We start from the raw sequence: 25870 nt of genomic DNA on the forward strand, positions 1-25870 counted from the left end.
TGCCTCCCATGGCAGCCGAACGCCGCCGTGGACGGCACGCAGCCCGACCGTCGACCAGCCCCGGCTTCGGCTCTCGCTTTTTCGGTCGCTTCTGACGAGCGTGGACGCCGCGGCGGCCGAAACCCTCACACCCGAGTCGGAACCGTTAGTTGAACGACTCCCGGTAGACCCCACATGAAACTCCCCGAAGCACAGCTCGCGGTGCTCGAAGCCGCGAGCGCGAACGAGGCACAGCCGATCGACGAGATCGCGACCGAGACGGGCACGAACCCCACGACCGCCACCGGTGCGGCCTTCGCGCTCGAAGACGAGGGGCTCCTCGACGTCATCGAACACACCCGAACGACGGCGAGCCTCACCGACGAGGGCCGCGAGTACGCCGACGCTGGACTCCCCGAGACCCGGCTCTACGAGGCTGCCGACGGGATCGAGGGCGACGCCGAGATGGGGCCCGTCATCGGCGCGTCCGGACTCGACGGCCCGGCGGTCGACATCGCGCTCTCGAACTTCGCCCGGAAGGAGTATGGAAAAATCGAATCGGGAACCATCCGCATCGACCCCGAGGCCGACCCCGACGATGATCCCGAACACGCGGCGCTCGCCGCGCTCGCCGACGGCGAATCGGTCCCGGACGAGGCGGTCCTCGACCGCCTCGCGAGTCGGGACCTCGTCCAGCGCGAGGAGACGGTCGTGCGCGAGGTCCGACTCACCGACGACGGCGTGACGGCGCTGATGGAAGGCGTCGAGGCCGCCGACACCGTCGGCCAGCTCACCTCCGACCTCCTCACCACCGGCGAGTGGCGCGACGTCGAGTTCGCCGAGTACAACGTCGAAGCCGACGCCGAGCAGGTCGACGGCGGTCGGATCCACCCGCTCCGGCGGACCGCCGAACGCGTGAAGGACGTCCTCGTCGGTATGGGCTTCGAGGAGATGGACGGCCCGCACGCCGACGCGGAGTTCTGGATCAACGACGCGCTGTTCATGCCCCAGGACCACCCCGCGAGAACCCACTGGGACCAGTTCACGCTCGCGGACCCCCCGGCGATCGACGACCTGCCGGACGACCTGGTCGCGGGGGTCAAGCGTGCCCATCTGGAGGGCGTCGACGACGGCGAGGGCTATCACTCGCCGTGGGCCGAGGACGTCGCGCGCGGCCTCACACTGCGTGGACACACCACCTCGCTGTCGGCGCGCTACCTCTCGGGCGAGGCGGTCGGCGACCTCGAACCGCCACAGCGGTTCTTCAGCGTCGAGAAGGTCTACCGCAACGACACCCTCGATTCGACCCATCTCCTCGAGTTCTTCCAGATCGAGGGCTGGGTGATGGCCGAGGACCTCTCGGTACGCGACCTGATGGGCACCTTCACCGAGTTCTACGCGCAGTTCGGGATCACCGACCTCCAGTTCAAACCCACCTACAACCCCTACACCGAGCCGAGTTTCGAACTCTTCGGCGAACATCCGACGACTGGGGAACTCGTCGAGATCGGTAACTCCGGGCTCTTCAGACCCGAGATGCTCGATCCCCTTGGTGTGGACTGTGACGTGATGGCGTGGGGGCTCGCGCTCGAACGCCTCCTCATGCTCACCCACGGCTTCGAGGACATTCGTGACGTCCACGGCACGCTCGTGGATCTCGACTTCCTCCGGAACGCGGAGGTGGTCTACTGATGCCCGTCGTCGACGTCGACCCCGACGAACTCCGGCGGTTCACCGGTCACGAAACCGAGGACGACGAACTCCTCGCCGACCTCTTCGAGCTCGGCCTCGAGTTCGAAGGCGAGACCGAGGACGGCCTGTTCCAGCTCGAATTCGAGGCCGATCGGCTCGACAGACTCTCGGTCGAGGGCGTCGCGCGCTCGCTTCGCTACCAGTACGGCGACGACCGGGGGATCTACGTCCCGAACACCAACGCGCCCGACTGGACCATCGAGGTCGACGAGAGCGTCCCGGACGAGCGGCCCTACGTCACGGGCGCGGTGATCCGAGGGGTGGACCTCGACGAGGCAGGACTCGACTCGCTGATCCAGTTGCAGGAGAAACTCCACGCTACGATGGGCCGCGGGCGCGCAAAGGGGGCCATCGGGATCCACGACCTGGCGATGGTCAAGGGCCGGGCCCGGATCGAGGGCGGCGAGAACTCGATCACCTACCGCGGGGTCGACCCCGATGGCGATAGCTTCGTCGCGCTCGACGACGACGCCGAACGCACCCCCGGGGAGATCCTCACCGACCACCCGACCGGCGAGACCTACGCCGACCTCCTCGACGACTACGTGCGCTATCCCGCGATCTACGACGACCTCGGGCTGTTCTCGTTTCCTCCCGTCATCAACGGCCGGCGGACCGAGGTCGACACCGGGAGCCGTGAGCTCCTCGTCGAACTCACGGGAACCGACCAGTGGACCATCGACCGGATGTGCGCCATCATCTGCTATGCGCTCGACGCCCGCGGCGCGACGGTCGAGCGCGTGACCGTCGAGTACCCCGACGGCGACCTCGACCGGCCCGACTTCGAGGTGACCGAAAAGACCGTCGCACACGACCGGATCGAGCGCGCGCTCGGGGTCGCGCTCGACGAACGCGAGGTGGTGGACCTCCTCGAACGGTCGGGCCTCGACGCCGAGACCGACCCGACCGATGACGCGGTCTACACCGTCTCGATACCGCCCTACCGGACGGACGTGCTCCACCCCGTCGACGTGATCGACGACATCGGGCGGGCCTACGGCTTCAACGCCCTCGAACCGGAGTACCCCGACGTCAGCACGGTCGGGGGCCGCCACGAGCGCTCGCGCCACGAACGCGCGGTCCGCGAGACCCTCGTGGGGCTCGGTTTCGAGGACCTGTTGAACTTCCACCTCATCGGCGAGGCCGAGAACTTCGACCGGATGGCCCTCGACCCGTCGGACGACGCCCTCGGCGCGGCCGACCCCGCCCGGATCGCCGAGCCCTACAGCCGTGATTACGAGGTCGTCCGGACCTGGGCACTGCCCTCGCTGTTGATGGTGCTCGAAAACAACACCCACCGGCGCTACCCACAGTCCCTCGCCGAGGTCGGCCTCGTCGCCCACGTCGACCCCGAGGAAGAAACCGACCTCGCCGAGGAGCGCCACGTCGCCGGCGTCCTCGCCCGGACCGACGCCTCGTTCGAGGACGCCAAAAGTCGATTGTCGGGGCTCGCGCGCGCGTTCGACGTCGACCTCGAAACGCCCGCGACCGAGCACCCCTCGTTCATCGACGGGCGCGCCGCGAGCGTGGTGCTCGACGGCGATCACGCGGGTGTCGTCGGCGAACTCCACCCAGAAGTTCTCGTCGAGCACGGCCTCGAAGTTCCCGTCGTGGGCTTCGAGTTCCGGGCCGACGCGCTCCGATAGTCAATCGAGGTCCGCGCCGACCGCGTCCGCGACGCACTCGAAGCCGTCGCGGTCGAGCATTTCGAGGAGTCCCCGGTTGATGTCGCGCGCGATGGCCGGTCCCTCGTAGACGAACCCCGTATAGAGCTGCACCAGCGACGCGCCCGCCCGGATCTTCCGGTAGGCACCCGCCGCGCTCGATACGCCGCCGACCCCGACGACGGGGAGGTCGGTGCGCTCGGCGACGAACGCCACCGTACGCGTCGCGCGTGCATCCAACGGCTTCCCGGACAGCCCACCCTTTTCGTCCCGGTGTGCCCCGCGGAGTGATGCTGGCCGTTCGGTGGTCGTGTTCGTCGCGATGACCCCGTCGAGCCCCTCGTCCTCGGCCACGGCGACGGCCTCGGCGACCGCGTCGTCGGTGAGGTCTGGCGAGAGCTTGACGAGCAGCGGGCTCGCGCCCGCCTCGCGGAGCGTTCCGAGGATCCGTTCGAGGTGTGCGCGGTTCTGGAGGTCGCGGAGCCCCGGCGTGTTCGGGCTCGATACGTTGACCACGAAGTAGTCACCCGTCGAACAGCGCTCGTAGGAGGAGACGTAATCGGCGGCCGCGTCGTCGAGCGGGGTCGACTTCGACTTCCCGATGTTGACGCCAACCGGAACGTCCACGCGTGCGTGCGCGAGGCGCTCGCCGATCCGGTCGGCCCCGTGGTTGTTGAACCCCATCCGGTTGACGAGCGCGCGGTCGTCCGGCAGCCGGAACAGCCGCGGGCGCGGGTTGCCGCCCTGTGGTTCGGCGGTGACGCCACCGACCTCGACGTGGCCGAAGCCGAACGCCGCCAGCGCCCGCGGGATCTCGGCGTTCTTGTCGAAGCCAGCCGCCATCCCGACGGGGTTCGGGAAGTCGAGGCCGAACGCGACCGTTCGGAGCCGGTCGTCGTCGACCCGATATCGTGCGTCGAGCGCGCGCTCGGCCGGGGTGTGTTGGACGGCTCCGAGAACCGTCTTCGCGGCTCCGTGGACCGACTCCGCCGGGAGACGAAACAACAGCGGCTTCAGCGCGTCGTAGCCTGTCATGCGGTTCGGTGGTCCGACGGTCACGTCGAACCCTCAGAAGTCGTGTTCGACCTCGTCCTGGTCGGCCTTCTGGATGATGATCTTGTCCTCGCGAACGCGAACGAACACCTCGTCGCCGATCGCCATCCCCGCAACCGAGAGTTCGTCTTCGTGGAGGTTGACGTGTACGTTGTGGTACTCGCCCTCGTTGTCTTTTGCCCCGCTCGGACTGAGCTTCTTTTTCCGTACCATCGCGGCGTCTGACTCGGGACTTCGCGGTTGGATACTCTTAACCTTACGGTCCGTTCGTCGTCCCGTCGGGTTCGTGGCCACCCAGCCCCAACTATCGGCTTCCGTCACCCGATATGAGGGACATGTTTATACATCGCCCTGTGTTGGGTTGGCATGGAGTGGTGAAACCATGGCACGTGATACGGATGGCAAGCGGAACTTCGCACTGCGCGACGCGAACGGCGAGACCAGCGTTTTCTCGGGACGAACCCCGCGTCAGGCTGCGCTGAAGGCCGCTCGACGGCTCGAACCGGCCGACGGCGAGTCGAACGCGAGCCGACAGGACCTCCGGCTTCGTGAGAAGGGGACCCACAAGGTCCACATCTACGAGGGGTGGGCCTGGCGCGAGGACGCCCCCGACGACAAGCCGGACTGGATGCCCTCGACGATCACCGAGGCGAACGTCTCGAAGCAGGGCATCGAACACCTAGAGGAACTGTAGTCCGCCGAATCCCCACTTACTTTGCCGCCGCGCGACGAGCCACGGCTGCGCGGCCAGACACCCGACCAGACCCGACGCGCACGCGTGGGATGACCGGCCGGCCTCCAGCCGCGCGATATTCCTCCGAGTCCCTCGACGACCCCGACTATCGAACCGTTTTGAGGGTAGTTCGTTTTGGTACCGGCAACATTTCAGCCGATCCCCGATGAAGGATCGTCCGTGAGAGGCGACTTCGCGAAGCAAGCCAACGGGCCGCACACGGCGTCTAATCCGACGGACTTATGAGTTAGTCGGGATTTGGAGTGAAATGCGAAGGTCGGTTGGAAACGACCGACGAAGCAGGAATCCGACGCCCTTAAGTGGTACAGGGCACTCGGATGGAATGCAGAAAGCAAGCGAAGTCGAGGGCCGTTCAATTCGGCCCTCGGGATGGATTCCCGGAGGCGAGTTCGGCTCGCCTTCGACGACATCGCTTCGGAGGGTTTATCCCTTCGAACGATGTACGATGGAATCCGAAGCAAGCGAAACCAAGGCCGGCAACGCCGGTCTTTGCAGCGGGCTTCCGAGGGCGAGGTCGACTCGCCCCGGATGACATCCGATTCGGAGGGTTTATCCCTTCGAACGATGTACGAGGAAGTCCGAAGGAGATGAGGATTCCGCCCCTGCGGTCCGCCGTCAAGACGGGATCTGATGGTAGCCCTTGGTAGTTCGGTGACACCCGGTTCGGTCCGTGGTGTCGCTGAATGCGAACCCGATAGGTGAACACACCCTTGTGTTCCCGCCTATACCCCCCGAGCCTTGTGCTCGGGACATTCCGGTTGATCCTGCCGGAGGCTATTGCTATCGGGATCCGATTCAGGCATGCTAGTCGTACGAGTTCAGACTCGTGGCGTATAGCTCAGTAACACGTGGTCAAACCACCCTCTGGACCGGGATACCCTCGGGAAACTGAGGTCAATCCCGGATACTGCTTTCACGTTGGAAAAACGGAAAGCTGGAAACGGTCCGCCGCCGGAGGACGTGACTGCGGCCGATTAGGTAGACGGTGGGGTAACGGCCCACCGTGCCAATAATCGGTACGGGTTGTGAGAGCAAGAGCCCGGAGACGGAATCTGAGACAAGATTCCGGGCCCTACGGGGCGCAGCAGCCGCGAAACCTTTACACTGCACGACAGTGCGATAAGGGGATCCCGAGTGCGAGGGCATACAGTCCTCGCTTTTCGTGACCGTAAGGTGGTCACAGAATAAGGGCTGGGCAAGACCGGTGCCAGCCGCCGCGGTAATACCGGCAGCCCGAGTGATAGCCAATTTTATTGGGCCTAAAGCGTCCGTAGCCGGCCGAACGGGTCCGTCGGGAAATCCCCCCGCTTAACGGGTGGGCGTCCGGCGGAAACCAGTCGGCTTGGGGCCGGGAGACCAGAGGGGTACGTCCGGGGTAGGAGTGAAATCCTGTAATCCTGGACGGACCACCGGTTGCGAAAGCGCCTCTGGAGAACGGACCCGACGGTGAGGGACGAAAGCTAGGGTCTCGAACCGGATTAGATACCCGGGTAGTCCTAGCCGTAAACGATGCTCGCTAGGTGTGACGCAGGCTACGAGCCTGCGTTGCGCCGTAGGGAAGCCGAGAAGCGAGCCGCCTGGGAAGTACGTCCGCAAGGATGAAACTTAAAGGAATTGGCGGGGGAGCACTACAACCGGAGGAGCCTGCGGTTTAATTGGACTCAACGCCGGACATCTCACCGGCACCGACAACGTGCAGTGACGGTCAGTTTGATGAGCTTACCTGAGCCGTTGAGAGGAGGTGCATGGCCGCCGTCAGCTCGTACCGTGAGGCGTCCTGTTAAGTCAGGCAACGAGCGAGACCCGCGTCCATAATTGCCAGCAGCACCCTTGTGGTGGCTGGGTACATTATGGAGACTGCCGTCGCTAAGACGGAGGAAGGAACGGGCAACGGTAGGTCAGTATGCCCCGAATGTGCCGGGCGACACGCGGGCTACAATGGCCAGGACAGTGGGACGCTACCCCGAGAGGGGACGCTAATCTCCTAACCCTGGTCGTAGTTCGGATTGCGGATTGAAACTCATCCGCATGAAGCTGGATTCGGTAGTAATCGCGTTTCAGAAGAGCGCGGTGAATACGTCCCTGCTCCTTGCACACACCGCCCGTCAAATCACCCGAGTGAGGTCGGGATGAGGCCGACGCAACGTCGGTCGAATCTGGGCTTCGCAAGGGGGATTAAGTCGTAACAAGGTAGCCGTAGGGGAATCTGCGGCTGGATCACCTCCTAACGAACGGGACCGGGCCGACGGCCCGGCCCACGTACGTTCGCAGTCAGCGACCCACGGTGCCGACCGGGCACCGATGAACTACCAAGGGCTGCCGACAGAACGCGACAGCCTTCCGTTGTCGTGTCCCGCAGCGGGTGGACGCGAACGAGGAAGGCGGGCCCATAGCTCAGTGGGAGAGTGCCTCCTTTGCAAGGAGGATGCCCTGGGTTCGAATCCCAGTGGGTCCATATGTCGGGTTGAAGCGAACCGAGTCCCTTAAGTGGGTCTCGGGGATATGCTTGAATCCGACCGAACCGATGCACCACCCCGTGCAAGCGTGGGTGGGAAGGGTTGAGACACGCCTGCCAACACTCAGGCGTGTGGATGAGACCGTGTGTACGTGCGATCCAGGCGTCCACTGGACCCGTTCAGCGGGTTCATGGATTCTGATTGAAGACCGTGGCTACTATGCCAACTGGTGGATAGCTCGGCTCGAGTGCCGATGAAGGACGTGCCAAGCTGCGATAAGCTCAGGGGAGCCGCACGGAGGCTTAGAACCTGAGATTTCCGAATGGGAATCCCTACAACAATTGCTTCGCGCAATGGGGAACGCCGGGAACTGAAACATCTCAGTACCGGCAGGAAGAGAAACCGAACGGGATGTCGTTACTAACCGCGAGTGAACACGACACAGTCCAAACCGAAGCTTCGAGGCAACCGCCTCGTGAGCAATGTGGTGTGCGGACTGACTCTCATCACCGGATCGCCTGTATGAAGTCTCCTGGAATGGAGCGTGAAACAGGGTGAAAACCCCGTAATACAGGTCAGTACGGTGTGCGTCAGCTCCAGAGTATCGGGGGTTGGATATCCCTCGTGAATATAGCCGGCATCGACGGCTAAGACTAAACACAACTCGAGACCGATAGTGAACAAGTAGCGTGAGCGAACGCTGAAAAGCACCCCAAGAAGGGAGGTGCAATAGGGCTTGAACTCAGTTGGCGATCGAGCGACGGGGCATACAAGGCGCAACGAACAACGACCCGGGGGCGACCCCGCAGTAGGATTCGTTGCGAGCCGATGTTCCGTCGTGCGTTTTGAAAAACGAGCCAGGGAGTGTGTCTGCTTGACGAGTCTAACCCGAGTATCGGGGAAGGCACAGGGAAACCGACATGGCCGCAGCATCTTTGATGCGAGGGCCGCCGTGTTCAAGCGCGGGGAGTCGAGCGGACACGACCCGAATCCGGACGATCTACGCGTCGGCAAGGTGAAGCGTGGCGAAAGCCGCGTGGAGGCCTGCTAGGGATGGTGTCCTACAATACCCTCCCGTGACCGCCGTGTAGGGGTGAAAGGCCCATCGAGTCCGGCAACAGCTGGTTCCGACCGAAACATGTCGAAGCATGACCTCTGCTGAGGTAGTTCGTGGGGTAGAGCGACCGATTGGAGGGTCTGACTCCGAGAGGAGTCAGCCCTCCTGTCGAACTCCGAACCTACGAACGCCGTAGACGCAGGGAGTCCGGTGTGCGGGGTAAGCCTGTGCACCGTGAGGGAGACAACCCAGAGTTTGGTTGAGGTCCCCAAGTGTGGACTAAGTGCGATCGAAGGTGGTTCCGAGCCATAGACAGCCGGGAGGTGAGCTTAGAAGCAGCTACCCGCTAAGAATAGCGTAACAGCTTACCGGCCGAGGTTTGGAGCGCCGAAAATGATCGGGGCTCAAGTCCACCACCGAGACCTGACGACACACATACGTGTGATTCCGTAGGTCGGCGCTCTGTTCGGGTGGAAGTACGGGTGAGAACTCGTATGGACCGAGCAGTGACGATAATCCTGGCCACAGTAGCAGCGGTAGTCGGGTAAGAATCCCGACGGCCAAACGGACAAGGGTTCCTCGGCAATGTTCGTCAACCGAGGGTTAGCCGGTCCTTAGTCCCACCGCAATTCGAGTGGGACGAACCGGGAAACTGGTTAATATTCCAGTGCCTGCGTGCAATCATGCCGACGCTTTGGGGTCGATCGAGCCGGGCACTCGCCCGGTCGAATCATCAAAACTCGTGGAAGCCGTAATGGCACGAAGCGGGCGAACGTTGAGACAGGGAAACTCGATCCAACCCAGAGCCCGTGAAAAGGCGCACGCTGACCGTACCCAGATCCGACACAGGTGTCCGTGGCGGCGAAAGCCAAGGCCTGTCGGGGACAACCGACGTTAGGGAATTCGGCAAATTAGTCCCGTACGTTCGCAATAAGGGATGCCTGCTCCGGAATGGAGCAGGTCGCAGCGACTCGGACGCTCCAACTGTCTAATAACAACATAGGTGACCGCAAATCCGCAAGGACTCGTACGGTCACTGAATCCTGCCCAGTGCGGGTATCTGAACACCTCGTACAAGAGGACGAAGGACCCGTTAACGGCGGGGGTAACTATGACCCTCTTAAGGTAGCGTAGTACCTTGCCGCTTCAGTAGCGGCTTGCATGAATGGATGAATGAGAGCGTCACTGTCCCAACGTTGGGCCCGGTGAACTGTACGTTCCAGTGCGGAGTCTGGAGACCCCCAAGGGGAAGCGAAGACCCTATAGAGCTTTACTGCAAGCTGTCGCTGGGACACGGTCGCTAGTGTGCAGGATAGGTAGGAGTCGTTACGCAGGCACCCGCGCCAGCGGGCCGCCGAGACATCACTGAAATACTACCCACTAGTGACTGTGACCCTTACTCCGGGAGGAGGACACCGGTAGCTGGGCAGTTTGACTGGGGCGGTACGGGCTTGAAAAGATATCGAGCCCGCCCGAAGATCATCTCATCCGGGTCGGAGACCCGGAAAAGAGCGTAAGAGCAAAAGATGGTCTGACAGTGTTCTCTCTAACACGGGAACGCTGACGCGAAAGCGTGGTCTAACGAACGGATGAGCCTGCTTGATGCGGGCCATTTACGACAGAAAAGCTACCTTAGGGATAACAGAGTCGTCACCGGCAAGAGCACATATCGACCCGGTGGCTTGCTACCTCGATGTCGGTTCCCTCCATCCTGCCCGTGCAGCAGCGGGCAAGGGTGAGGTTGTTCGCCTATTAAAGGAGGTCGTGAGCTGGGTTTAGACCGTCGTGAGACAGGTCGGCTGCTATCTATTGGGGGTGTTATGGTACCTGACGGGAACGATCGTATAGTACGAGAGGAACTACGATTGGTCGCCACTGGTGTACCGGTTGTCCGAGAGGGCACGTGCCGGGCAGCCACGCGACATGGGGTAAGAGCTGAACGCATCTAAGCTCGAAACCCACCCGGAAAAGAGGTTCCACCGAGGTCACTCGTAGAAGACGAGTTCGATAGACTCGGGGTGTACGCGCCGAGGCAACGAGGCGTTTAGCCCGCGAGCACTAACAGACCAAGCCACACTAGTCATATCGCATTGGAATCCGTCCAGCTGGACGGGTCCAGGCGCAAACTGGATCGCACGTATTACACACATCGACGCAGCCCGAACGCATCGGCCACCGATCGTCGGCTTCACGTGGTTCGAGTCCACGGATCGGCATTAAGGCGGCCACAGCGGCGGGGCGACTCCCGTACCCATCCCGAACACGGCAGATAAGCCCGCCAGCGTTCCAACGAGTACTGGAGTGCGCGAGCCTCTGGGAAAATTGCCTCGCAAGAGGGGCCAAGTACGAGCCCAGGAACGCAATCGGTAGTACACGCAGGGTCCGTCCCGGTGGAACCCGAGACCGTTCCGTTACAACGGCTCGCAACTGGTGGTTCGCCGCCTCCCATTCATATCTCGGTGCACGCCTCGCGTGCACCGACCCATCATTCACCATCGCTGAGTGGAAACGCTCGGCGATGATCGCTATCGTTATACAAGCACCACGAGTAGTGTCAACCGCGCCAAGGTGGCAGAGTCCGGCCTAACGCAGCGGCCTGCAGAGCCGCCCATCGCCGGTTCAAATCCGGCCCTTGGCTTTCTGCTGTGAGCACGTACGCGAACAGCGGAAGCCACGCCGATTCGAATCACGAGAGGGGAACGAAGTGAGCCTCTCTCCGGTTCAAATCCGGCCCTTGGCTTCCTTCGACCCATTTTCCGTTCCAGTTCGCTTCGTAGCGACTGTGTCCCGCTGATCGTCCGTCGGGGTGACTGCTCCGGAACCATCGGATAGCGGAGCGGCCACGAATATCCATCTCACGAAAAGCAACGATTATACCGGAGGAACCTATCTTGGGGTGTATGCAACGACGGGCTGCGGCGATCTACGTCGTTTTCTTCGTGGTGGTCGCGATCGCGGCGTACTCCCTGACGACGGTCGCGGAGGAGCCGTCGGTTTCGGTCGAGGGCGAGAGCTACGCACAGGGCGATCCCATCACCGCTGGCGGCACGCAGTGGACCGTCAACATCGCGGATGGAAGCGGCAACGTCTCGTCGACCAACGACTCGGCACGGTTCACGACCTCGTTCTCGAACAACTCCTCGCTCGCCTTCCAGAACGGGATGTATCGGCCGGCACCGAACGACTCCAGCGAGGGTGCTGGAACGGCATCGACCGGCACCACGAGCGGTGCCGGAACGACCGGCACCAGCACGACTGGCCCGTCGACGAGCGCCACCACGAGCGGCGGCGGAACGAACGCCTCGTCGAGCACCCCCGGCACCGAGTTCCGCGTCGTCATCCCCAACGAGTCGGCGGGCAGCGCTTCGGGTGGAAACGCGTCGGGCGGGAACGCGTCGGCCGCGAACGTCTCGTCGTTCACCCTCCACCAGGAGTTCGACACCGCCGCCCGCCTGCGGGCCGACCCGGCGGTCGCGGACACCACGCTGAGCGGTGCGAACGACACGGAGTACGTCCGATATCGCAACGGAACGACCCAGACGCTCGAGGCCTACCTCCCGGAACCGACGACCCGAAACGTCTCCGTCGGTGACCGATTCCCCTACCGGAACAACTCCTCGCAGGTCGAGTCCATCAACACCAGCGGCGTGACGCTCGCCTGGCGGGCGAACCTGACGCGTTCACAGGAGCTCGCCGCCGGGGAGAACGTCACCCTCGGCGGCACGACCTACGTCGCCCAGTTCCCACAGAACGACAGCGTCGTGCTCTCACAGAACGTCTCGGGCTATCAGGCCGAGCAGGCAGCGCTCGAACACTTCAACGACCGCATGCTCGGGCTCTGGGGTGTCGTCATCATCAGCCTGTTCGCCGCCATCCTGGTCCTCGCACTGGCGTATCTGCCGGTCCGGGGCTGACGACTGGCGCTTTCGACTCATCGACCGTCCCCGACCCGCGGCTCCGTTCACGACTCTCTTCGACCCGACCCCTCCAGCGTTCGCTGTTCGCTCTTCACTATCGTTCAGTGGAACAGCGGGCTGGGAGGGATTCGAACCACCTGAACTTCGCTCGCGTTGCTCGCTCGTTCCGTCCTCCGAACCCTCCAGCGTTCGCTGTTCACTCTTCACTATCGTTCAGTGGAACAGCGGGCTGGGAGGGATTCGAACCCTCGACCGTCTGGTTAAAAGCCAGACGCTCTGCCTAACTGAGCTACCAGCCCTCGTTCCGAATCTTGAGTGTCGTGCGTAAATCAGTACCGCTCGCCGGTCGTGGGCTCGAGGGCCGCGAGCGCGTCGGCGACCACGTCGGCGGGGTCGACCCGCCGGAGGGCGGCGCGGCGTCTGAGTTCGGTGTAGGTCTCCACCGGGAGCCGAAGCCGTAGCTCGCCGAGCGTCACGTCGTGGGAAGCGAGGGCGTCGGCGGGCGAGGTGCCGGCGTTGATCGCGCTCGCCACCGCACGGACCTCGCGAACGGTGAGGTCGCTGTCGAGCACCGCCCACGCGAGCTGGAAGCGTGCGTGGTCGGAGACCCGCGCGATGTGTTTGGCCGCCGTGGGCGCGATCTCGCCGGCGGCGACGTACTGGCGGATCGACCGGGGCAGGTCGTGGACCCGGGCCCACTTCCGGATGAACGAGACGGTGACGGCGTCGCCGGTACGGGCGGCGGCGGCCTTGTAGGAGCCCTCCCCGCGAACGAGCGCCGCGCACGCCGCCGCGCCACGGAGCATGTAGACGCTGTCGGCGCTCTCGACGGTATCGTCGGCGAACGCCTCGACCACCTCGGCGGCGGTCGCGAGGCTCTCCGGGTCGTCCGGGTCGAACTGGACGGCTTCCTCGGCGCGCTCGCCGGCGAAACTCGGGTCTCCCCGGACGACCGGCTCGCCGATCGGTGACTCGCGGTCGGTGGTCGGCTCGTCCGGGCTCATAGGTGATCGGTGGTCGCAACGACCAAAAACACCCCGCCCCCGCAGTCCCGGAGCACCCGGTCAGTCGTCCTCTTCTTCGTCGTCGCTCTCGGCCTCCCGCCGGTTCGAGAGGTGCTCCCAGATCTCAGTACAGCCCGCACCGTCCTCGATGTCGTCGAGGTAGTTCGAGGAGGACTCCTCGTCGGCTTTCGCGTCGCTCACCGGCTCGTCCTCCGCACGCCGCCCGGGAAGCGACTCCGCGACCGTCGTGCCCTCTCGGCAGTGATTCCTTTCATCGGAACATCGTACGGTAGCTTCCTGTATAAACGCGCGTCCACCCGTAAGCCCTACCCTGACTCCCGTTTAGCGGCAAGGGGATCCGAAAGCTCCGACGGTGATTAGCCGCCGATCCGCTCTCAGTCGTGCGGTTTCGGGTTCGATCCCCGTCACTGGATTCGAACGCCAACCGCTTTCCGTCCTCCGGCCCGTGTTCCGTCCATGACCGCCAGCGACTGGACTACGGACGAGATGGGGGACCTACACGGGAAAACCGTCGTCGTCACCGGCGCGAACAGCGGGCTTGGTTACGAGGCCGCCCGCGAGTTCGCGCTCCACGGCGCTGACGTCGTGCTCGCGTGTCGAAGCGTCGAGCGGGGCACCGAGGCGGGCGAACGGATCCGTGAGGAAGCACCCGACACCCGCCTCACGGTGATCGAACTCGACCTCGCGGACCTCTCGTCGGTGGGTGCGTTCGCCGCGGCGTTCGCGGACACCCACGACGAGCTCCACGTGCTCTGCAACAACGCCGGCGTGATGGCGGTCCCCCGAAGCGAGACGGTCGACGGCTTCGAGACACAGTTCGGGGTGAACCACCTGGGCCACTTCGCGCTCACGGCCGCGCTGCTGGGCCACCTCCGCGAGACCGAGGGCGAGACGCGCGTCGTCACCCAGAGCAGCGGACTCCACGAGAACGGCGAGATCGACTTCGAGGACCTCCAGGGCGAGGACGCATACGACGAGTGGGCGGCCTACGGCCAGAGCAAGCTCGCGAACGTCCTGTTCGGCTACGAACTCCACCGTCGCCTCCGCGAGGCCGAGGTCGACGACGTCACCAGCGTGGTCTGTCACCCCGGCTACGCCGCGACCGACCTCCAGCGGCGCGGTCCCGAGCAGTCCGGCTCGCGGCTCCGGCTCTGGGGGATGCAGGCCGCGAACGCGCTGGTCGCCCAGGACGCCGCCACTGGAGCCCTCCCGCTGCTCTACGCCGCGACCACGCCCGACATCGAGGGTGGCGAGTACGTCGGCCCCGGTGGCCTTCGGAACATGCGCGGCCACCCCGCGGTCCAGGCATCGAGCGACCGGTCGTACGACGAGGGGACCGCCCGACGGCTCTGGGCGGTCTCGGAGGAACTCACCGGCGTGAGCTACGATCTCGCACCCGCGCGGACGGTCTGACTCGGTCCGAGGTCCGAGGTTCGAGGTTCTATACCGCCGGCTCGCTCGACACCGCCGCGTCGGTTCGGTCGGCGGTGGTGGGTTCGAACCGCTCGACCAACCGATCCACGCTGGATCCGATCCCGCGTTCGATGCGTCCCCGAACGAACGGCGCGAGCACCCGCATTCTACCGCGAAACGCCATGCTCCCGGTGTAAATGACCACGGTCTCGCCATCACACGTCGCCAGCGTGTACGTGACCTCGACGGGCGTTCGTCCGACGACCGTCCGGTAGCCGAACGTCGTCGGTGCCTCGTACCTGGTACACTCCTCGACGTTCTCCGAGCGACCGCCGGCCGTTCGGACCACGCGCGTCCACCGGGCTCCGACCGCCATCCCACCGTCGAACTCGTCCACGGCTACCACTCGATCCTTCCACTGGCGGTCGTTTCGGGGGTCGGCGACGAACGAGAAGACGTCGGTCGCCGGTGCGGCTACTCTGACCCGGTATTCGAAGTCCATTATCTCACACGATCGTACGTTATAGAGCTACCGTCCTAAGCCTGTCGGCAGCTCCGGGCTCCGACCTCACACCTCGACGACGTCACCGCGTTCCGGTGCGCTCGCATCGAACCCGTCCTCCTGCAGTTCGGCGGCGAACGCGGCACATCGATCCCCGTGATTGACGAGCACTCGCGAATCGCGGTACGAATCGAGGAAGGCGCTGAGCCCGTCGTGGTCGGCGTGTGCCGAGAGGTCGTAGCGTTCGACCTGTGCGCTCACGGGCATCACCCGGCCGTCGATCTCGGCGCGACCGGTGTCGAGCAGCTCCCGTCCCGGCGTGCCGGCGACCTGATAGCCCACGAAGGCGACCTTGTTCACTGGATTCCCCCTGATGAGCGGGATGTAGGTCATCGCCGGCCCGCCCGAGAGCATCCCGCTGGTGGTGATCACCACCGTGTTCTGGTCGGCGATCCGCTCGCGCTGGCCGGGGTTCGAGACGAACCGGGCGTGTGCGTTCGCCCGCTTGAGCGCGTCCTCGCGGACGAAGCCCGACGTGCGCCGGAGGAGTTCGGTGACGCGCTTGCCCATCCCGTCGACGTAGCACTCGATGTCGTGACGTGCACAGATCGCCATCACCTCCTGTGTTCGTCCGATGGCGAACGCCGGCACCACGACGGTGCCGCCCTCCCAGAGCGTGGTCCGGAGGCTCTCGACGAACCGTTCCTCGACCGCCGCGCGCGCCTCGTGCTCGACGTCGGAGTAGGTCGACTCACAGACCACGACGTCGGCTGCGGGCCGTGCGGTGGAGCCACCCACGATCCGCTGGTCGGCGGTGTGGAAATCGCCCGTATAGAGGATCCGGGTGCCGTCACGCTCGACGAGGACGTGTGCACTGCCCGGGATGTGGCCCGCGTCGAAGAGGGTGACGTCGTGGCCCGCGGCGTCGAACCGCTCGCGGTAGTCGTGGAGTTCCGAGACCTGGGTGAGCCGGGCGACGTCGGTCTCGGTGAACGGACACTGCGGGGTGCCGCCGCGGAGTTTCAGGGTGTCGCGCGCGAGCAACAGCCCCAGGTCGCGCGTCGGCGGCGTCCAGTGGACCGGCGGGCGGGCGTCGCCAGAGAGGAGCGCGGGGACGGTGCCGACGTGGTCGAGGTGGCCGTGCGAGACCACGACCGCGTCCGGATCGACGTTGCCGACGGGAAACCCGGGCGGGGTTCCGGACTTCATGCCGTAATCGAGGAGCAGCGAGTCGTCGAGGAGGACCGCGCTCCGGCCGACCTCGCGTGCTCCGCCGCAGAAACGGAGTTCCATTGTGGACCCTACCGGCCCGACGGGTTTCGGCCCGTCGGTCCCGCGCTCAGTCGTTCTTCAGCTCGTCGACCCAGCCCGGCTGGCCGACGTCGGTCGAGCCGACGCCCGAGAACCGACGGGTGGTCTCGATGGTGACGGGCTCGCCGGAGCTGAGGTAGTCAGTGGTCCGGGTGGTCTCGAGGCTCCGAACCACGCCGGTCTCGGGGTTCATCACCAGCGTCGAACCGAAGGCCGTGACGTCCTCGCCTCGGTAGAGCGCGCCCGAGGTGTCGACGCTGTCGGTCCCGTTGGCGACGTAGACCGCGAGTCGGGTGCCGTCGCGGGTGACGGTGTCCGAGCGCTCGTAGTCGACCGCGCGGACGGTCTCGTAGACCCGGTTGCTACCGGTGAGGCTTCCCGCCAGCGGCTTGCCGAGCTCCTCGGTCTCGTACTGGGAGTCGCCCGAGAGCACGTTTCGTTTGTAGGCCGTCGCGCCCTCGGCGTAGGTGTACCGAGTGGCCTCCTCGGTGGGGCTGGAGACCTGATACGCGGTGTCGGCGTCGAGGTCGACACGCGCGCCGCTCGTCTCGGTCTCGGGACCGTCCGCGGTCGGGTCGCGGAGCGTCGAACTCGCGTTGACCGTGAAGCTCCCGGCCGACTGCAGCGCGCTCTCGTGGGCGTCGGCGATCGACCTGGCGTCGAGCGGCGGCTCCGGCCCGACGGCGGCTTCGGTCGTCGACGTCGTGTTCTCGGTCGGTGTCTCGGTTGCCGTCTCGGTGGACGTCGGGGTACCGGTCGCCGTGGTGGTCTCGGTTCCAGTCGATGTGTTGGTCGGTGTCGTCGTTGCCGTCGGTGTCTCGGTTGGCGTCGGCGTCTCGGTCGCCGGGGTGGTTCCGGCCGGCGTTTCGGTTGCCGTGGCTGTCGTGGCCGAGGTTCGCGTTCCGGTGGCCGTCGCCGTCCCGTCGGTCGTTTCGCTCGACGTGACGGTCGCGGTCGATACGGCCGTGGTCGGCGCTGCCGTCGACATCGACGTCCCGGTCGCCGTCGCCTTGACGGCCGTGGCCGTCGGTCCGGGCTCGGAGCCGTTCTCGGTGGGCACGGCGGTCGAGTCCCCACTGTTCGAGAGGCCGCTACAGCCGGCGAGTGCGACGAGCGCGATGACGACGAGGATGAGGGCCGTTCGTCGTACCATGCGTTTTTTGAAACGGGTGTTGCCATGAATCTACTGGTCGTCCGCCGCTCGGGGTCGAACGGGCGTCGCCCGGGCGACCGGCTTTCAATACGCTTTTGAGGGGCGACCGGCTTCCTTCCGCCATGGCTGATTTCACGGTCGTCGTCGCCGACCCCGAGGACGGGGCGGCCTACCAGCGCGCGGTCGAGGGACAGGACGCGAACCGATTCATCGGACGGTCCATCGGCGACGAGGTCGATGGCGGCGCGGTCGGGCTCGACGGCTACACCGTCGAACTCACGGGCGGGTCGGACACCGCCGGCCGACCGATGCGCGAGGACGTCGCGGGCTCGACGCTCTCGTCGGTGCTCCTCTCGGGCGGCACCGGGTACCACCCGACGAGCGACGGCGAGCGAAAGCGCGTCACGGTTCGGGGCCGCGAGGTCGGCGACGAGACCCGCCAGATCAACGCCACCATCACCGGGCGTGGCGACCAGTCGGTCGACGAGCTCTTCGGCGAGGGCGACGACGCCGACGAGTAGTGCCCGAGCGCCTCCCGAGCGACCACCCCTCGGTCGAGACGGTCGAGGTGACCATCGACCGCTGGGGCCGAACCCGATCCCGTCTCTCGCTCCCCGCCGATGGCCGTTTTCCTCCCGGAGCCGTGCGGCTGGTCGTCGACGACGTCACCCGCCACGCGACCATCGAGACCACCGACGACGGCGGCCACGAGGTCAAAGGAGCCTACGATAACGCCCGTCTCGCGCGCGAGCACGACGGCGAGGACCGACTCGAAGCCTGGCGGCGTGCGGTGGGCCTCGACCACGGTCGGCGGGTCGCCCTCGACATCGTCGAGTCGGGGTTCCTCTACGGGATCCGTAAACCGGGCGAGCGCTCGGTCTACGAGGCCGTCGAGTCACCGAACGAGAGCCTCGCGTCCATCGCGCGCGACCTCGACGGCTGAATCCCCCGGGCTTTTCTTCGCGGATCGACTACGGCGCGCATGAACCCCGAACGACGCGCGTTCCTCGCGGGCGACGAACCCGACGAGGTCCTGGTCTTCTTCGCCGAATCGGCGGTCTCGGACCTCGGCACCCTCTCCCAGCACGGCGAACAGGTCCCTCGGGGGGTCGTCCTCGTCCTCGAAGCCGAACGCGGCCGGAGCGCGTTCGAGGGCGCGACCGGCGTCGACCCGATGGCGCTCGCGAGCTCGGCGATGCAGGCCGAGGGAACCCTCGACCTCGACTCGTTCGAGGGCGAGTGTCCCGAGGGCGACGGTGGCGAGCACGCCCCGCGATTCGTCTTCGCGTTCGCGGAGGAACAGAACGAGGAGGTGGGCGAGATCTACGCCGAGGGCGACGTGATCCACGCCTACGCGGTCTGTGAGTGCGGGACGGCCTACTCCGACCGCTGGGTCGTGGACGAACGCTGACTCGTCGAATCCTCACACCACGCCGGACGTACGGCCGTTCTCAAAGCCACAACCGCCGGATCCGTCCACCCGGCAGTCGCACGCTCGGAGACACGATTGCTTCGGCTGGTCGGGCATGAGACAACGATCCGGGTTCCCGAAGTGTTCGGGTCCATCGATTCGTCCCCTACGTATCCCGTCTCCTCCATCTCTTCGAACACGTCGATGGTGAGAAACGATATCTACGACCGTGATTCGATGAACCGGGGTTAGGTCCAGTCGCGGACGTACTGTATGGTGTCGTCGAGGTCGTCGAACTGGCGCTCGATCCGAGAAACGGCTGTCTCGACCGCACCCGGCCGCATATCCTGGGGGACGAACAAAACACCGTGATGGGAGCCGAACTGGCCGAAATCCTTGTCGCCGTTAGTCAGTACAACCAACCCGTTTTCGCGTGCGTGCTCGATGACCGACTCGTCGGTCGCTGCCTGATCGAGCACATCCTGGACTCGAACGACCTCGTGACCGTGCGACCGGAGCGCATTCAGACACGCCGACTTGACGTGAACGTCCGCGATCAGGTCCATCAGGTGCGCTCTATCGTGCCGGGTCGTTCGCGGCGGATGTCCTCGACGAACGCGTCCCGACGGGTCTCGATCTCGTCCATCTCCTCGGGCGTGTCGTAATAGTACGCGAGCGCGTGATAGACGTCGGCGAGATCGATGTCGTAGTCGGCGGCGATCTGGGCGGGGTCGTCGCCCGCGTCGAGGCGTTCCTTGATGTGGATGACGCCAACGCGAGTCCCCTCTACTCGGGGGTCTCCACCGAGAACGTCCGGCGATCGCACAACCTCACGCATACCGATGAATCCTCGTCCGGGACGGTTAAGCGTACCGTCGGGTTGTCCGCCGCTGTCGATGTGATTCGCCGTCTCACTCGTTCGATTCGCCGTCGGCGACGCCGTCGACCACCTCCGAATCGAGCCGCTTGAACGCTTCCAGGATCACCCGTTTCGTCACCGCACCCTGAGTCGTCCAGTGGTGGGCGTAATCCAGCATGTCGTCGTAGATGTCGGGTTTACAGCCCGCGGCCTTCGGGTGGCCGCCGCCGTTGACCTGGCCCGCGACCTCGTGGCACCGCTCGAAACTTTCGGTGCCGCGGATGCTCGCGCTCCCGGCGGGTTTGACGACGACCGCCGCGTCGGCCCCCGCCTCCCGCAGCGCCTCACAGACCTCGTTCTGCGAGCAGCGGCCGTAGGTGACACCGACCGTCCACGGGCCGACGCGCTTCATCTCCGCGCGCTCGACCGCCCGCTCGATCAGCGCCTCCTTCTCGATCCGCTGGTCGGCGAGGAACGCCTCGACTTCGGATGGAAGGTCCGCGCCGTGTTCGCGCACGGTGGCGATGTACGCCTCGGGTTCGGCCCAGTGGGCGTAGTCGGCGAGGTCGTCGCTTCGGGGGTCCTCGCGCAGCCAGAGGTCGTGGTCGCGGGTGACGGCCGCGAGTTCGGTGTATCGCGGGTCGAAGTCGTGGTCGAGCGATTCGAGGGTCACGTCCGTCGAACAGACCTCCTCGCTGTCCCCGACCACGAGCCGCGCGCCGTGGTCGCGGACCTTCTCCATGTCTTCGGCCTCCCACTGGTGGTGGTCGAACCACTCGACGCTCGCGGCGCGGGTCGTGAGGCGGTCGAACTGGCCCGAGATGTAGTAGAAGTCGTCGACAGAGAGGTCGCAGACGAACACCTGCGCACCCGTCTCGACGTGATCGGCCACCCGGTCGATGGTGTTGCTCAGGTCGTGGGGGCCCGTCGGGATCAGCGCCACCTCGCCGAACGCCTCGCGGAGCAACGCGACACAGCCCAGTCCGTCCGCGTCGGGGTCGGCGAGGACCACCCGCTGGGCCCCGTCGAGCGCCTCGCGGGTCTCGCGCTCGGCGCGCTCCTCGTCGAACGAGTCGGGGTAGAAGAAACCCGCGCCCGGCAGGAGGGACTTCCTCGCGAGCGGGAGGGTTTCGTCGTCGATGAGTTCGTCGTTCATACCGACCTCTCAGTTCCGGTACCGAAGAAACCCCCGATCCCGGCCATCGGTCGTTACAGTCCGCCAGTTCCCCCGATCTTATGTCCGGCGGTAGCGTTCCCCTCTCAACGCGATGGCAACGCCGATCTGGGAACGTACGCAACCAGCGAGCGTTCTCCGCACCGGAGTCGCTCTCTGCGCGGTCGGGATCGTGGTTTTGGTCGACGCACCCCGAACGACCCCCGAAATCGCCCTCGCTGTCGTCGCGGTCTGTTGTCTCGCGTTCGAACTCGTTCGGACAGCCCGTGACCGATGGGACGACCGACCTGGTCTGGACGCCGGCGGCCACGGTCTCGTCAGCCTCGCGCTCGTCCTGCAGTCGATCCGCCTCACCGGGCTCGGCCCCGCGTTCGGGTACGCCGCCACTGTGCGAGCGCTCGCCGACCTCGGGATACTCCTCGCGGGCCTCGGGGTCCTCTCGATGTGGTGTTCGAACCGTACGAAACCCTCCACCGACCGGACGAGCGAAATGGATCGCTCCTGATTCGACGGGAACGTTCCCGACTCAGAGTCGGAGCGCCATCTCCATCTCGAAGCTCTCGGAGCCGCAGGTCTCGAAGCCGAACTTGTGATAGAGCGCGATCGCCGCCTGATTCCATCGCTCGACGGTGAGCCAGACGTGCTCCGCGCCGTCGGCCTGGGCGCTCCCGAGCAAGCCTTCGAGGAGCTGTGAGCCGACCCCGGCCTGCTGGTGGGTGTCGAGAACGAAGATCGCGAGCTCGTAGGCGTCCTCGCCGTCGGGCACGAGGGTCGCGTGGCCGACGCACTCCTCGCCGTGGACGGCGATGACGTTGTAGCTCCCCGCGAGGATCACTTCGAGCCAGTTCTCGACGGCGTCCTCGTCGGCCGGTGGGATGCCCTGGGCGCGGTCGGCGGGGTCGAACGCGACGTACATCGCGGTGAGCGCCTCGCGTTCGTCGTCGTACTCCTGGATCCGGATCTCGCGGCCGTGGGCGTCGGTGAACGTGATGGGCGGCGGGTCGAACGTCCGGGCGTGGTCCTCGGGGTAGCCCCTCATCGGGCGAGTGTCACCGAGGTCTCGGCGTTCAGGAGGACGAACTCGGTGGTAGGGTCGAGCCGGATCTTCCCGGTCGGGGTGCGCTCGCCGCCGTCGAGCACCAGCCGGTCGAACCCGCCGGCCTCGGCGAGCTCGACCAGCGCGCCGCCGGCGTGACCTTCGACCTGCTCGATCCCGGCGTCGATGTCGACGTCGTCGAGCATCGTCCGGATCCGCCGTTCGACCGCCTCGGGGTCCGTGACGTCGCTCTCGACCACCGCCACCGTGAGGTCGTCGCCGGTCTCGCGCACCCGCGCGATGGTCCGTTCGAGCGCGTCGAACGCCCGGTCCGTCCCGTCGATACCGAGCAGCACGTTCATGCCGGATGCTGGCGGCCTCGGAGGAAAACCGTTGTGGCGCTCGCGGCTCCCGAACGCTTTTTCACCCCCGTCCGCAACCCACCACGATGACCGACGACGCTCCACAGAACCCCGATTCGGGGGATGAAACCGGCGAGGACCCGGCCCCCGACACGACGGTCCCCGAGGACGTCCGAACCTACGACCGCTTCTCGAAGATGGACGGTGCGCGCTATGAGCGCGCCAACGAGTTTCTCAGGGATCGAACGTACATCACCGCCCGTGAGTGGGCGATCGCGCGGCTGTGTGCCGACTTCCGCACCGAGACCGGCGTCGAGATGACCAAGATCGGCGACCACCTCCCCGAACTCGTCCCCTTCATGACCGACACCTACACGCCACAGGCCGTCAACCAGGCCCGGTCGGCGTTCGAGGGCAAGGTCAGGAAGGCGGGGGCGACCTTCCTCTACGGCGCGATGTGTGATTTCTTCACCGCCGAGGACCTCGACGACGTGATGTACGAGGCCACCGAGGTGGCGAAGTTCCTGCTCGAAGTCGAGGGCGTGGACCTGGCGTTCGACGACGAACTCGCCGCCGAGGAACGGATCTCCTCGACGATGCGCGAGGTGCGAACCCAGAGCGCCGCGCTCCGCCACGACGACCTCACCTGTCCCCACTGCGGCGAGCGGTTCGAACCGGGCGAGACGACCGACGAAGCCAGCGACTGACCGGGTAGGGATCCGACGGATCTCCTCGTTCGACCGTGGCGACGACGTCGACCTCGGGAGTAGCGACGTCGTGGAACGTCGGCTCCGGCCTCACTCGTCGGGGGTGTCGGGGAAGAACAGGTCCGGTTCGTCGTGGGTGAACGTCACCCACGTCTCGTCGTCGAGCGGGCGGACGTGGGTGTGCATCGCGCCCTCCGCGTGGCTCCGACGTTCGAGGGCCTCGACGTCCCGGTCGTCGTAGTAGGCCGGACAGCAGACCGCCTGCTCGGCCTCGGGGTCGGTGAGCACGAGCAGGAGGAACGTCATCCCCGCCTCCCGCGCGTGGTAGACCTCGTAGGAATCGAAGGTCGCCGCCGCGGTGACGCGTTCGAGTTCGTCGTACTCCTCGCCCGGGACGAGGACGTCGAGGCCGTAGCGTTCGTCGTTCTCGACCGCGACGTCGCCGGGGTGGAGTTCGAGCACCGAGTATCCCGCCTCGCGGTAGCCCGTGGCGGTGGCCGCCATGTCCTCCATCACCGCCTCCCAGGGTTCCACGACGCGCTCGAACGGGTTGTCCTCCGTCACACCCCTCCTGTGTCACTCGTGGACAAAAGCGTTGTTCCTCCGCCCGAAGCGCCGAGTTACCCCCGCCCGATCGTGAGAAACGACGACCGATCCGGGGTTCGACCGTCGATCCGGTCGGCGGGGTGCGCCAGACGTATATACACCCGTTTCGAACGGAGCGCCGTGACAGACCTCCTCTCGCTTTCCGGTCTGCGGACCCAGTTCGCCACCGACCGGGGGACGGTGAAGGCCGTCGACGGGCTCGACCTCACGGTCGAAAAGGGCGAAACCGTCGGCCTCGTCGGCGAGTCCGGGTCGGGGAAGTCGGTGACGGCGCTCTCGACGATGGGGCTCGTCGACTCCCCCGGTCGGGTCGTCGACGGCAGCGTCGAGTTCCACGACGCCGACCTCGCACGGACGTTCGCCGAGGAGTATCGTGGCGACTTCGCCGACCCGGAGCGGGGGACCGTCGACCTCACCCGCGCGCCCGACGACGCGATGCGTCGGGTCCGCGGCGGCGAGATGAGCATGATCTTCCAGGACCCGATGACCTCGCTCAACCCCGCCGTGCCCGTCGGCGAGCAGGTCGCCGAGAGCCTCCGCCTCCATCAGTACGGCGGTCGTCGGAAGGACTCGTGGTTCAACGCCGTCCGCGAAGTCGTGCCGCGGGTCGGGTCGGGGCTCGACGACCGAGTCCTCGAAGACACCATCGAGATGCTCTCGGCGGTCGGCATCCCCGAACCCGCCGCGCGGGTCGAGGAGTTCCCCCACGAGTTCTCGGGCGGGATGCGCCAGCGGGTGTTGATCGCCATCGCGCTGGCGTGTCGACCCCAGCTCCTGATCGCCGACGAACCGACCACCGCGCTCGACGTCACGATCCAGGCCCAGATCCTCGACCTGATCAACGACCTCCAGGACGAGTTCGGGATGTCCGTGCTCTTCATCACCCACGACCTCGGCGTCGTGGCCGAGACCTGCGACCGCGTCGCGGTGATGTACGCCGGCGAGATCGTCGAGGAGGGACCGGTCGAGGAGATCTTCGCGAACCCCTCGCACCCCTACACCTACACCCTGCTCGAATCCATCCCCCGCGAGGACGCCGACCGCCTGACCCCGATCGAGGGCAACGTGCCCGACCTCATCGACCTCCCCGAGGGCTGTCGGTTCGCGCCCCGCTGTCCGTGGGCCCACGCCGAGTGTCGCGAGGACCCGATCCCGTACCTCCAACACGGCCCCGAGGACGTGAACCACCGCTCGAAGTGCGTCCTCCAGGAGTTCGACACCAGCGAGTACGGCACCGACGAGGGGGTCGCGGCGACGGACGAACCGACCGCCGCACCCGACCGGACGGGCGAGCCGCTGGTCTCGGTCGAGGGGATGAAGAAACACTTCTCGCAGACCGAGGGCCTCCTCGATAGCTGGCTCGCCAGCGACACCAAGCCCGTACGGGCGGTCGACGGCGTCGACTTCGACGTCTACGAGGGCGAGACCCTCGGGCTGGTCGGCGAGTCCGGCTGTGGGAAGTCCACGACCGGGCGCACCGTCCTCAGGCTCCTCGAACCCACTGATGGGAAAGTGGTGTTCGCGGGCGAGGACCTCGCGGGGCTCGACGGCGACGCCCTCCGGGAGAAACGCCGCGAGATGCAGATGATCTTCCAGGATCCGCTGTCGAGCCTCGACCCCCGGATGAACGTCGGCGCGACGATCGCCGAGCCGCTCACGATCCACGACCTCCCCGAGAC

At 65.8% G+C, this 25870-nt stretch carries 24 protein-coding genes, 3 tRNA genes and 3 rRNA genes; 16 read left to right on the forward strand and 14 right to left on the reverse strand.

The features are described 5' to 3' along the window. Positions 1-174 precede the first annotated feature (174 nt). Positions 175-1671, forward strand: a complete 1497-nt coding sequence (gene pheS / locus C447_RS04345; protein ID WP_007691296.1) for a phenylalanine--tRNA ligase subunit alpha — start codon at positions 175-177, stop codon at positions 1669-1671. Then, positions 1671-3377 (forward strand): phenylalanine--tRNA ligase subunit beta, encoded by a 1707-nt coding sequence (pheT, locus tag C447_RS04350; protein ID WP_007691297.1) that lies wholly within the window; start codon positions 1671-1673, stop codon positions 3375-3377. Before pheS ends, pheT begins: the two co-directional genes overlap by 1 nt. Here pheT and C447_RS04355 read toward each other — a convergent pair whose 3' ends face one another. Next, complete coding sequence (locus tag C447_RS04355) at positions 3378-4430, reverse strand: quinone-dependent dihydroorotate dehydrogenase (protein ID WP_007691299.1); 1053 nt, start codon at positions 4428-4430, stop codon at positions 3378-3380. A gap of 33 nt (positions 4431-4463) precedes the next feature. Next, positions 4464-4661 (reverse strand): hypothetical protein, encoded by a 198-nt coding sequence (locus C447_RS04360; RefSeq protein ID WP_007691301.1) that lies wholly within the window; start codon positions 4659-4661, stop codon positions 4464-4466. A gap of 169 nt (positions 4662-4830) precedes the next feature. Between C447_RS04360 and C447_RS04365 the strand changes: the two genes are divergently transcribed. The 7 genes from C447_RS04365 (at position 4831) to C447_RS04395 (ending at position 12629) form a co-directional block, all read left to right on the forward strand. Next, positions 4831-5142: a non-histone chromosomal MC1 family protein gene (locus tag C447_RS04365; RefSeq protein WP_007691302.1), complete on the forward strand. Its 312-nt coding sequence runs from the start codon at positions 4831-4833 to the stop codon at positions 5140-5142. Between the two features lie 811 nt (positions 5143-5953). After that, positions 5954-7428, forward strand: a 16S ribosomal RNA gene (locus C447_RS04370). 157 nt (positions 7429-7585) lie between these two features. After that, positions 7586-7657 (forward strand) — tRNA-Ala (locus C447_RS04375). Positions 7658-7863: 206 nt separating this feature from the next. Then, positions 7864-10795, forward strand: a 23S ribosomal RNA gene (locus C447_RS04380). Positions 10796-10932: 137 nt separating this feature from the next. Continuing rightward, positions 10933-11051, forward strand: a 5S ribosomal RNA gene (gene rrf, locus C447_RS04385). The 16S, 23S and 5S rRNA genes sit together here with 2 tRNA genes alongside, the layout of an rRNA operon. Before the next feature lie 226 nt (positions 11052-11277). After that, a tRNA-Cys gene (locus C447_RS04390) sits at positions 11278-11353 on the forward strand. 262 nt (positions 11354-11615) lie between these two features. After that, positions 11616-12629: a hypothetical protein gene (locus tag C447_RS04395; protein WP_007691303.1), complete on the forward strand. Its 1014-nt coding sequence runs from the start codon at positions 11616-11618 to the stop codon at positions 12627-12629. Between the two features lie 228 nt (positions 12630-12857). Here the strand turns inward: C447_RS04395 and C447_RS04400 are convergent. From C447_RS04400 to C447_RS18060, 3 genes are all read right to left on the reverse strand, one after another. Continuing rightward, positions 12858-12931: transfer RNA gene (locus tag C447_RS04400), tRNA-Lys, on the reverse strand. A 30-nt stretch (positions 12932-12961) separates the two neighbouring features. Then, positions 12962-13636: a DUF7119 family protein gene (locus C447_RS04405; RefSeq protein WP_007691304.1), complete on the reverse strand. Its 675-nt coding sequence runs from the start codon at positions 13634-13636 to the stop codon at positions 12962-12964. Positions 13637-13696: 60 nt separating this feature from the next. Next, positions 13697-13837, reverse strand: a complete 141-nt coding sequence (locus C447_RS18060; RefSeq protein WP_007691306.1) for a hypothetical protein — start codon at positions 13835-13837, stop codon at positions 13697-13699. Between the two features lie 276 nt (positions 13838-14113). Here C447_RS18060 and C447_RS04410 point away from each other — a divergent pair, with 276 nt between their 5' ends. After that, positions 14114-15070: an oxidoreductase gene (locus C447_RS04410; RefSeq protein ID WP_007691308.1), complete on the forward strand. Its 957-nt coding sequence runs from the start codon at positions 14114-14116 to the stop codon at positions 15068-15070. Positions 15071-15098: 28 nt separating this feature from the next. On the opposite strand, the gene C447_RS04415 is transcribed toward C447_RS04410, so the two are convergent. The 3 genes from C447_RS04415 to C447_RS04425 form a co-directional block, all read right to left on the reverse strand. Continuing rightward, positions 15099-15572, reverse strand: coding sequence for an SRPBCC family protein (locus C447_RS04415; RefSeq protein ID WP_007691309.1), 474 nt, complete (start codon positions 15570-15572; stop codon positions 15099-15101). A 66-nt stretch (positions 15573-15638) separates the two neighbouring features. Then, positions 15639-16865, reverse strand: coding sequence for an MBL fold metallo-hydrolase (locus tag C447_RS04420; RefSeq protein WP_007691311.1), 1227 nt, complete (start codon positions 16863-16865; stop codon positions 15639-15641). 46 nt (positions 16866-16911) lie between these two features. Next, on the reverse strand, positions 16912-18036 hold the full coding sequence (locus tag C447_RS04425; protein WP_007691313.1) for a DUF7537 family lipoprotein: 1125 nt from the start codon (positions 18034-18036) through the stop codon (positions 16912-16914). Between the two features lie 122 nt (positions 18037-18158). Between C447_RS04425 and C447_RS04430 the strand changes: the two genes are divergently transcribed. From C447_RS04430 to C447_RS04440, 3 genes are read left to right on the forward strand one after another with little or no spacing between them, the layout of a single operon-like run. Beyond that, entirely contained in the window at positions 18159-18557 is a 399-nt protein-coding gene (locus tag C447_RS04430) for a 30S ribosomal protein S6e (protein WP_007691314.1), read from the forward strand. Further along, positions 18557-18979 carry a DUF7112 family protein gene (locus tag C447_RS04435; protein WP_007691316.1) on the forward strand — a complete coding sequence of 141 codons (423 nt, stop codon included), beginning with the start codon at positions 18557-18559 and terminating at the stop codon, positions 18977-18979. The genes C447_RS04430 and C447_RS04435 overlap by 1 nt, the downstream gene beginning before the upstream one ends. A 39-nt stretch (positions 18980-19018) precedes the next feature. Further along, a complete protein-coding gene (locus C447_RS04440) occupies positions 19019-19447 on the forward strand; it encodes a DUF5807 family protein (RefSeq protein ID WP_007691317.1) in 429 nt (142 codons plus the stop codon). Positions 19448-19695: 248 nt separating this feature from the next. Here the strand turns inward: C447_RS04440 and C447_RS04445 are convergent, their stop codons facing one another. The 3 genes from C447_RS04445 to C447_RS04455 form a co-directional block, all read right to left on the reverse strand. Next, a complete protein-coding gene (locus C447_RS04445) occupies positions 19696-20013 on the reverse strand; it encodes a DUF5615 family PIN-like protein (protein ID WP_007691318.1) in 318 nt (105 codons plus the stop codon). Beyond that, positions 20013-20285, reverse strand: coding sequence for a DUF433 domain-containing protein (locus C447_RS04450; RefSeq protein WP_010612525.1), 273 nt, complete (start codon positions 20283-20285; stop codon positions 20013-20015). Before C447_RS04450 ends, C447_RS04445 begins: the two co-directional genes overlap by 1 nt. A gap of 73 nt (positions 20286-20358) precedes the next feature. Then, complete coding sequence (locus C447_RS04455; protein ID WP_007691320.1) at positions 20359-21462, reverse strand: DHH family phosphoesterase; 1104 nt, start codon at positions 21460-21462, stop codon at positions 20359-20361. A 190-nt stretch (positions 21463-21652) separates the two neighbouring features. Here C447_RS04455 and C447_RS04460 point away from each other — a divergent pair, with 190 nt between their 5' ends. Next, positions 21653-21985 (forward strand): hypothetical protein, encoded by a 333-nt coding sequence (locus C447_RS04460; protein WP_237713421.1) that lies wholly within the window; start codon positions 21653-21655, stop codon positions 21983-21985. Between the two features lie 21 nt (positions 21986-22006). Here the strand turns inward: C447_RS04460 and C447_RS04465 are convergent, their stop codons facing one another. Both C447_RS04465 and C447_RS04470 read right to left on the reverse strand, forming a co-directional pair. Next, positions 22007-22519 (reverse strand): GNAT family N-acetyltransferase, encoded by a 513-nt coding sequence (locus C447_RS04465; protein WP_007691326.1) that lies wholly within the window; start codon positions 22517-22519, stop codon positions 22007-22009. After that, the gene (locus C447_RS04470; protein ID WP_007691327.1) at positions 22516-22878 is read right to left on the reverse strand and encodes a universal stress protein; all 363 of its coding nucleotides are present in this window, start codon (positions 22876-22878) and stop codon (positions 22516-22518) included. Before C447_RS04470 ends, C447_RS04465 begins: the two co-directional genes overlap by 4 nt. Positions 22879-22964: 86 nt before the next feature. On the opposite strand from C447_RS04470, the gene C447_RS04475 reads away from it, so the two are divergent. Next, positions 22965-23585 carry a DUF5806 family protein gene (locus C447_RS04475; RefSeq protein WP_007691328.1) on the forward strand — a complete coding sequence of 207 codons (621 nt, stop codon included), beginning with the start codon at positions 22965-22967 and terminating at the stop codon, positions 23583-23585. Positions 23586-23675: 90 nt separating this feature from the next. Here the strand turns inward: C447_RS04475 and C447_RS04480 are convergent, their stop codons facing one another. Further along, entirely contained in the window at positions 23676-24149 is a 474-nt protein-coding gene (locus C447_RS04480; RefSeq protein ID WP_007691329.1) for a DUF7529 family protein, read from the reverse strand. 162 nt (positions 24150-24311) lie between these two features. On the opposite strand from C447_RS04480, the gene C447_RS04485 reads away from it, so the two are divergent. Then, positions 24312-25870 (forward strand): oligopeptide/dipeptide ABC transporter ATP-binding protein (locus tag C447_RS04485; protein WP_007691333.1); only part of this gene is annotated, 1559 nt, incomplete at its 3' end.

Origin of the sequence: Halococcus hamelinensis 100A6, from assembly GCF_000336675.1 — an archaeon.
Lineage (GTDB): Archaea > Halobacteriota > Halobacteria > Halobacteriales > Halococcaceae > Halococcus > Halococcus hamelinensis.

Excerpts from the sequence above, each read along its gene's own strand:
- pheS (WP_007691296.1), top strand. The coding sequence starts at position 175 with ATGAAACTCCCCGAAGCACAGCTCGCGGTGCTCGAAGCCGCGAGCGCG.
- pheT (WP_007691297.1), top strand. The coding sequence starts at position 1,671 with ATGCCCGTCGTCGACGTCGACCCCGACGAACTCCGGCGGTTCACCGGT.
- C447_RS04355 (WP_007691299.1), bottom strand. The coding sequence starts at position 4,430 with ATGACAGGCTACGACGCGCTGAAGCCGCTGTTGTTTCGTCTCCCGGCG.
- C447_RS04360 (WP_007691301.1), bottom strand. The coding sequence starts at position 4,661 with ATGGTACGGAAAAAGAAGCTCAGTCCGAGCGGGGCAAAAGACAACGAG.
- C447_RS04365 (WP_007691302.1), top strand. The coding sequence starts at position 4,831 with ATGGCACGTGATACGGATGGCAAGCGGAACTTCGCACTGCGCGACGCG.
- C447_RS04395 (WP_007691303.1), top strand. The coding sequence starts at position 11,616 with ATGCAACGACGGGCTGCGGCGATCTACGTCGTTTTCTTCGTGGTGGTC.
- C447_RS04405 (WP_007691304.1), bottom strand. The coding sequence starts at position 13,636 with ATGAGCCCGGACGAGCCGACCACCGACCGCGAGTCACCGATCGGCGAG.
- C447_RS04410 (WP_007691308.1), top strand. The coding sequence starts at position 14,114 with ATGACCGCCAGCGACTGGACTACGGACGAGATGGGGGACCTACACGGG.
- C447_RS04415 (WP_007691309.1), bottom strand. The coding sequence starts at position 15,572 with ATGGACTTCGAATACCGGGTCAGAGTAGCCGCACCGGCGACCGACGTC.
- C447_RS04420 (WP_007691311.1), bottom strand. The coding sequence starts at position 16,865 with ATGGAACTCCGTTTCTGCGGCGGAGCACGCGAGGTCGGCCGGAGCGCG.
- C447_RS04425 (WP_007691313.1), bottom strand. The coding sequence starts at position 18,036 with ATGGTACGACGAACGGCCCTCATCCTCGTCGTCATCGCGCTCGTCGCA.
- C447_RS04430 (WP_007691314.1), top strand. The coding sequence starts at position 18,159 with ATGGCTGATTTCACGGTCGTCGTCGCCGACCCCGAGGACGGGGCGGCC.
- C447_RS04440 (WP_007691317.1), top strand. The coding sequence starts at position 19,019 with ATGAACCCCGAACGACGCGCGTTCCTCGCGGGCGACGAACCCGACGAG.
- C447_RS04445 (WP_007691318.1), bottom strand. The coding sequence starts at position 20,013 with ATGGACCTGATCGCGGACGTTCACGTCAAGTCGGCGTGTCTGAATGCG.
- C447_RS04450 (WP_010612525.1), bottom strand. The coding sequence starts at position 20,285 with ATGCGTGAGGTTGTGCGATCGCCGGACGTTCTCGGTGGAGACCCCCGA.
- C447_RS04455 (WP_007691320.1), bottom strand. The coding sequence starts at position 21,462 with ATGAACGACGAACTCATCGACGACGAAACCCTCCCGCTCGCGAGGAAG.
- C447_RS04465 (WP_007691326.1), bottom strand. The coding sequence starts at position 22,519 with ATGAGGGGCTACCCCGAGGACCACGCCCGGACGTTCGACCCGCCGCCC.
- C447_RS04470 (WP_007691327.1), bottom strand. The coding sequence starts at position 22,878 with ATGAACGTGCTGCTCGGTATCGACGGGACGGACCGGGCGTTCGACGCG.
- C447_RS04475 (WP_007691328.1), top strand. The coding sequence starts at position 22,965 with ATGACCGACGACGCTCCACAGAACCCCGATTCGGGGGATGAAACCGGC.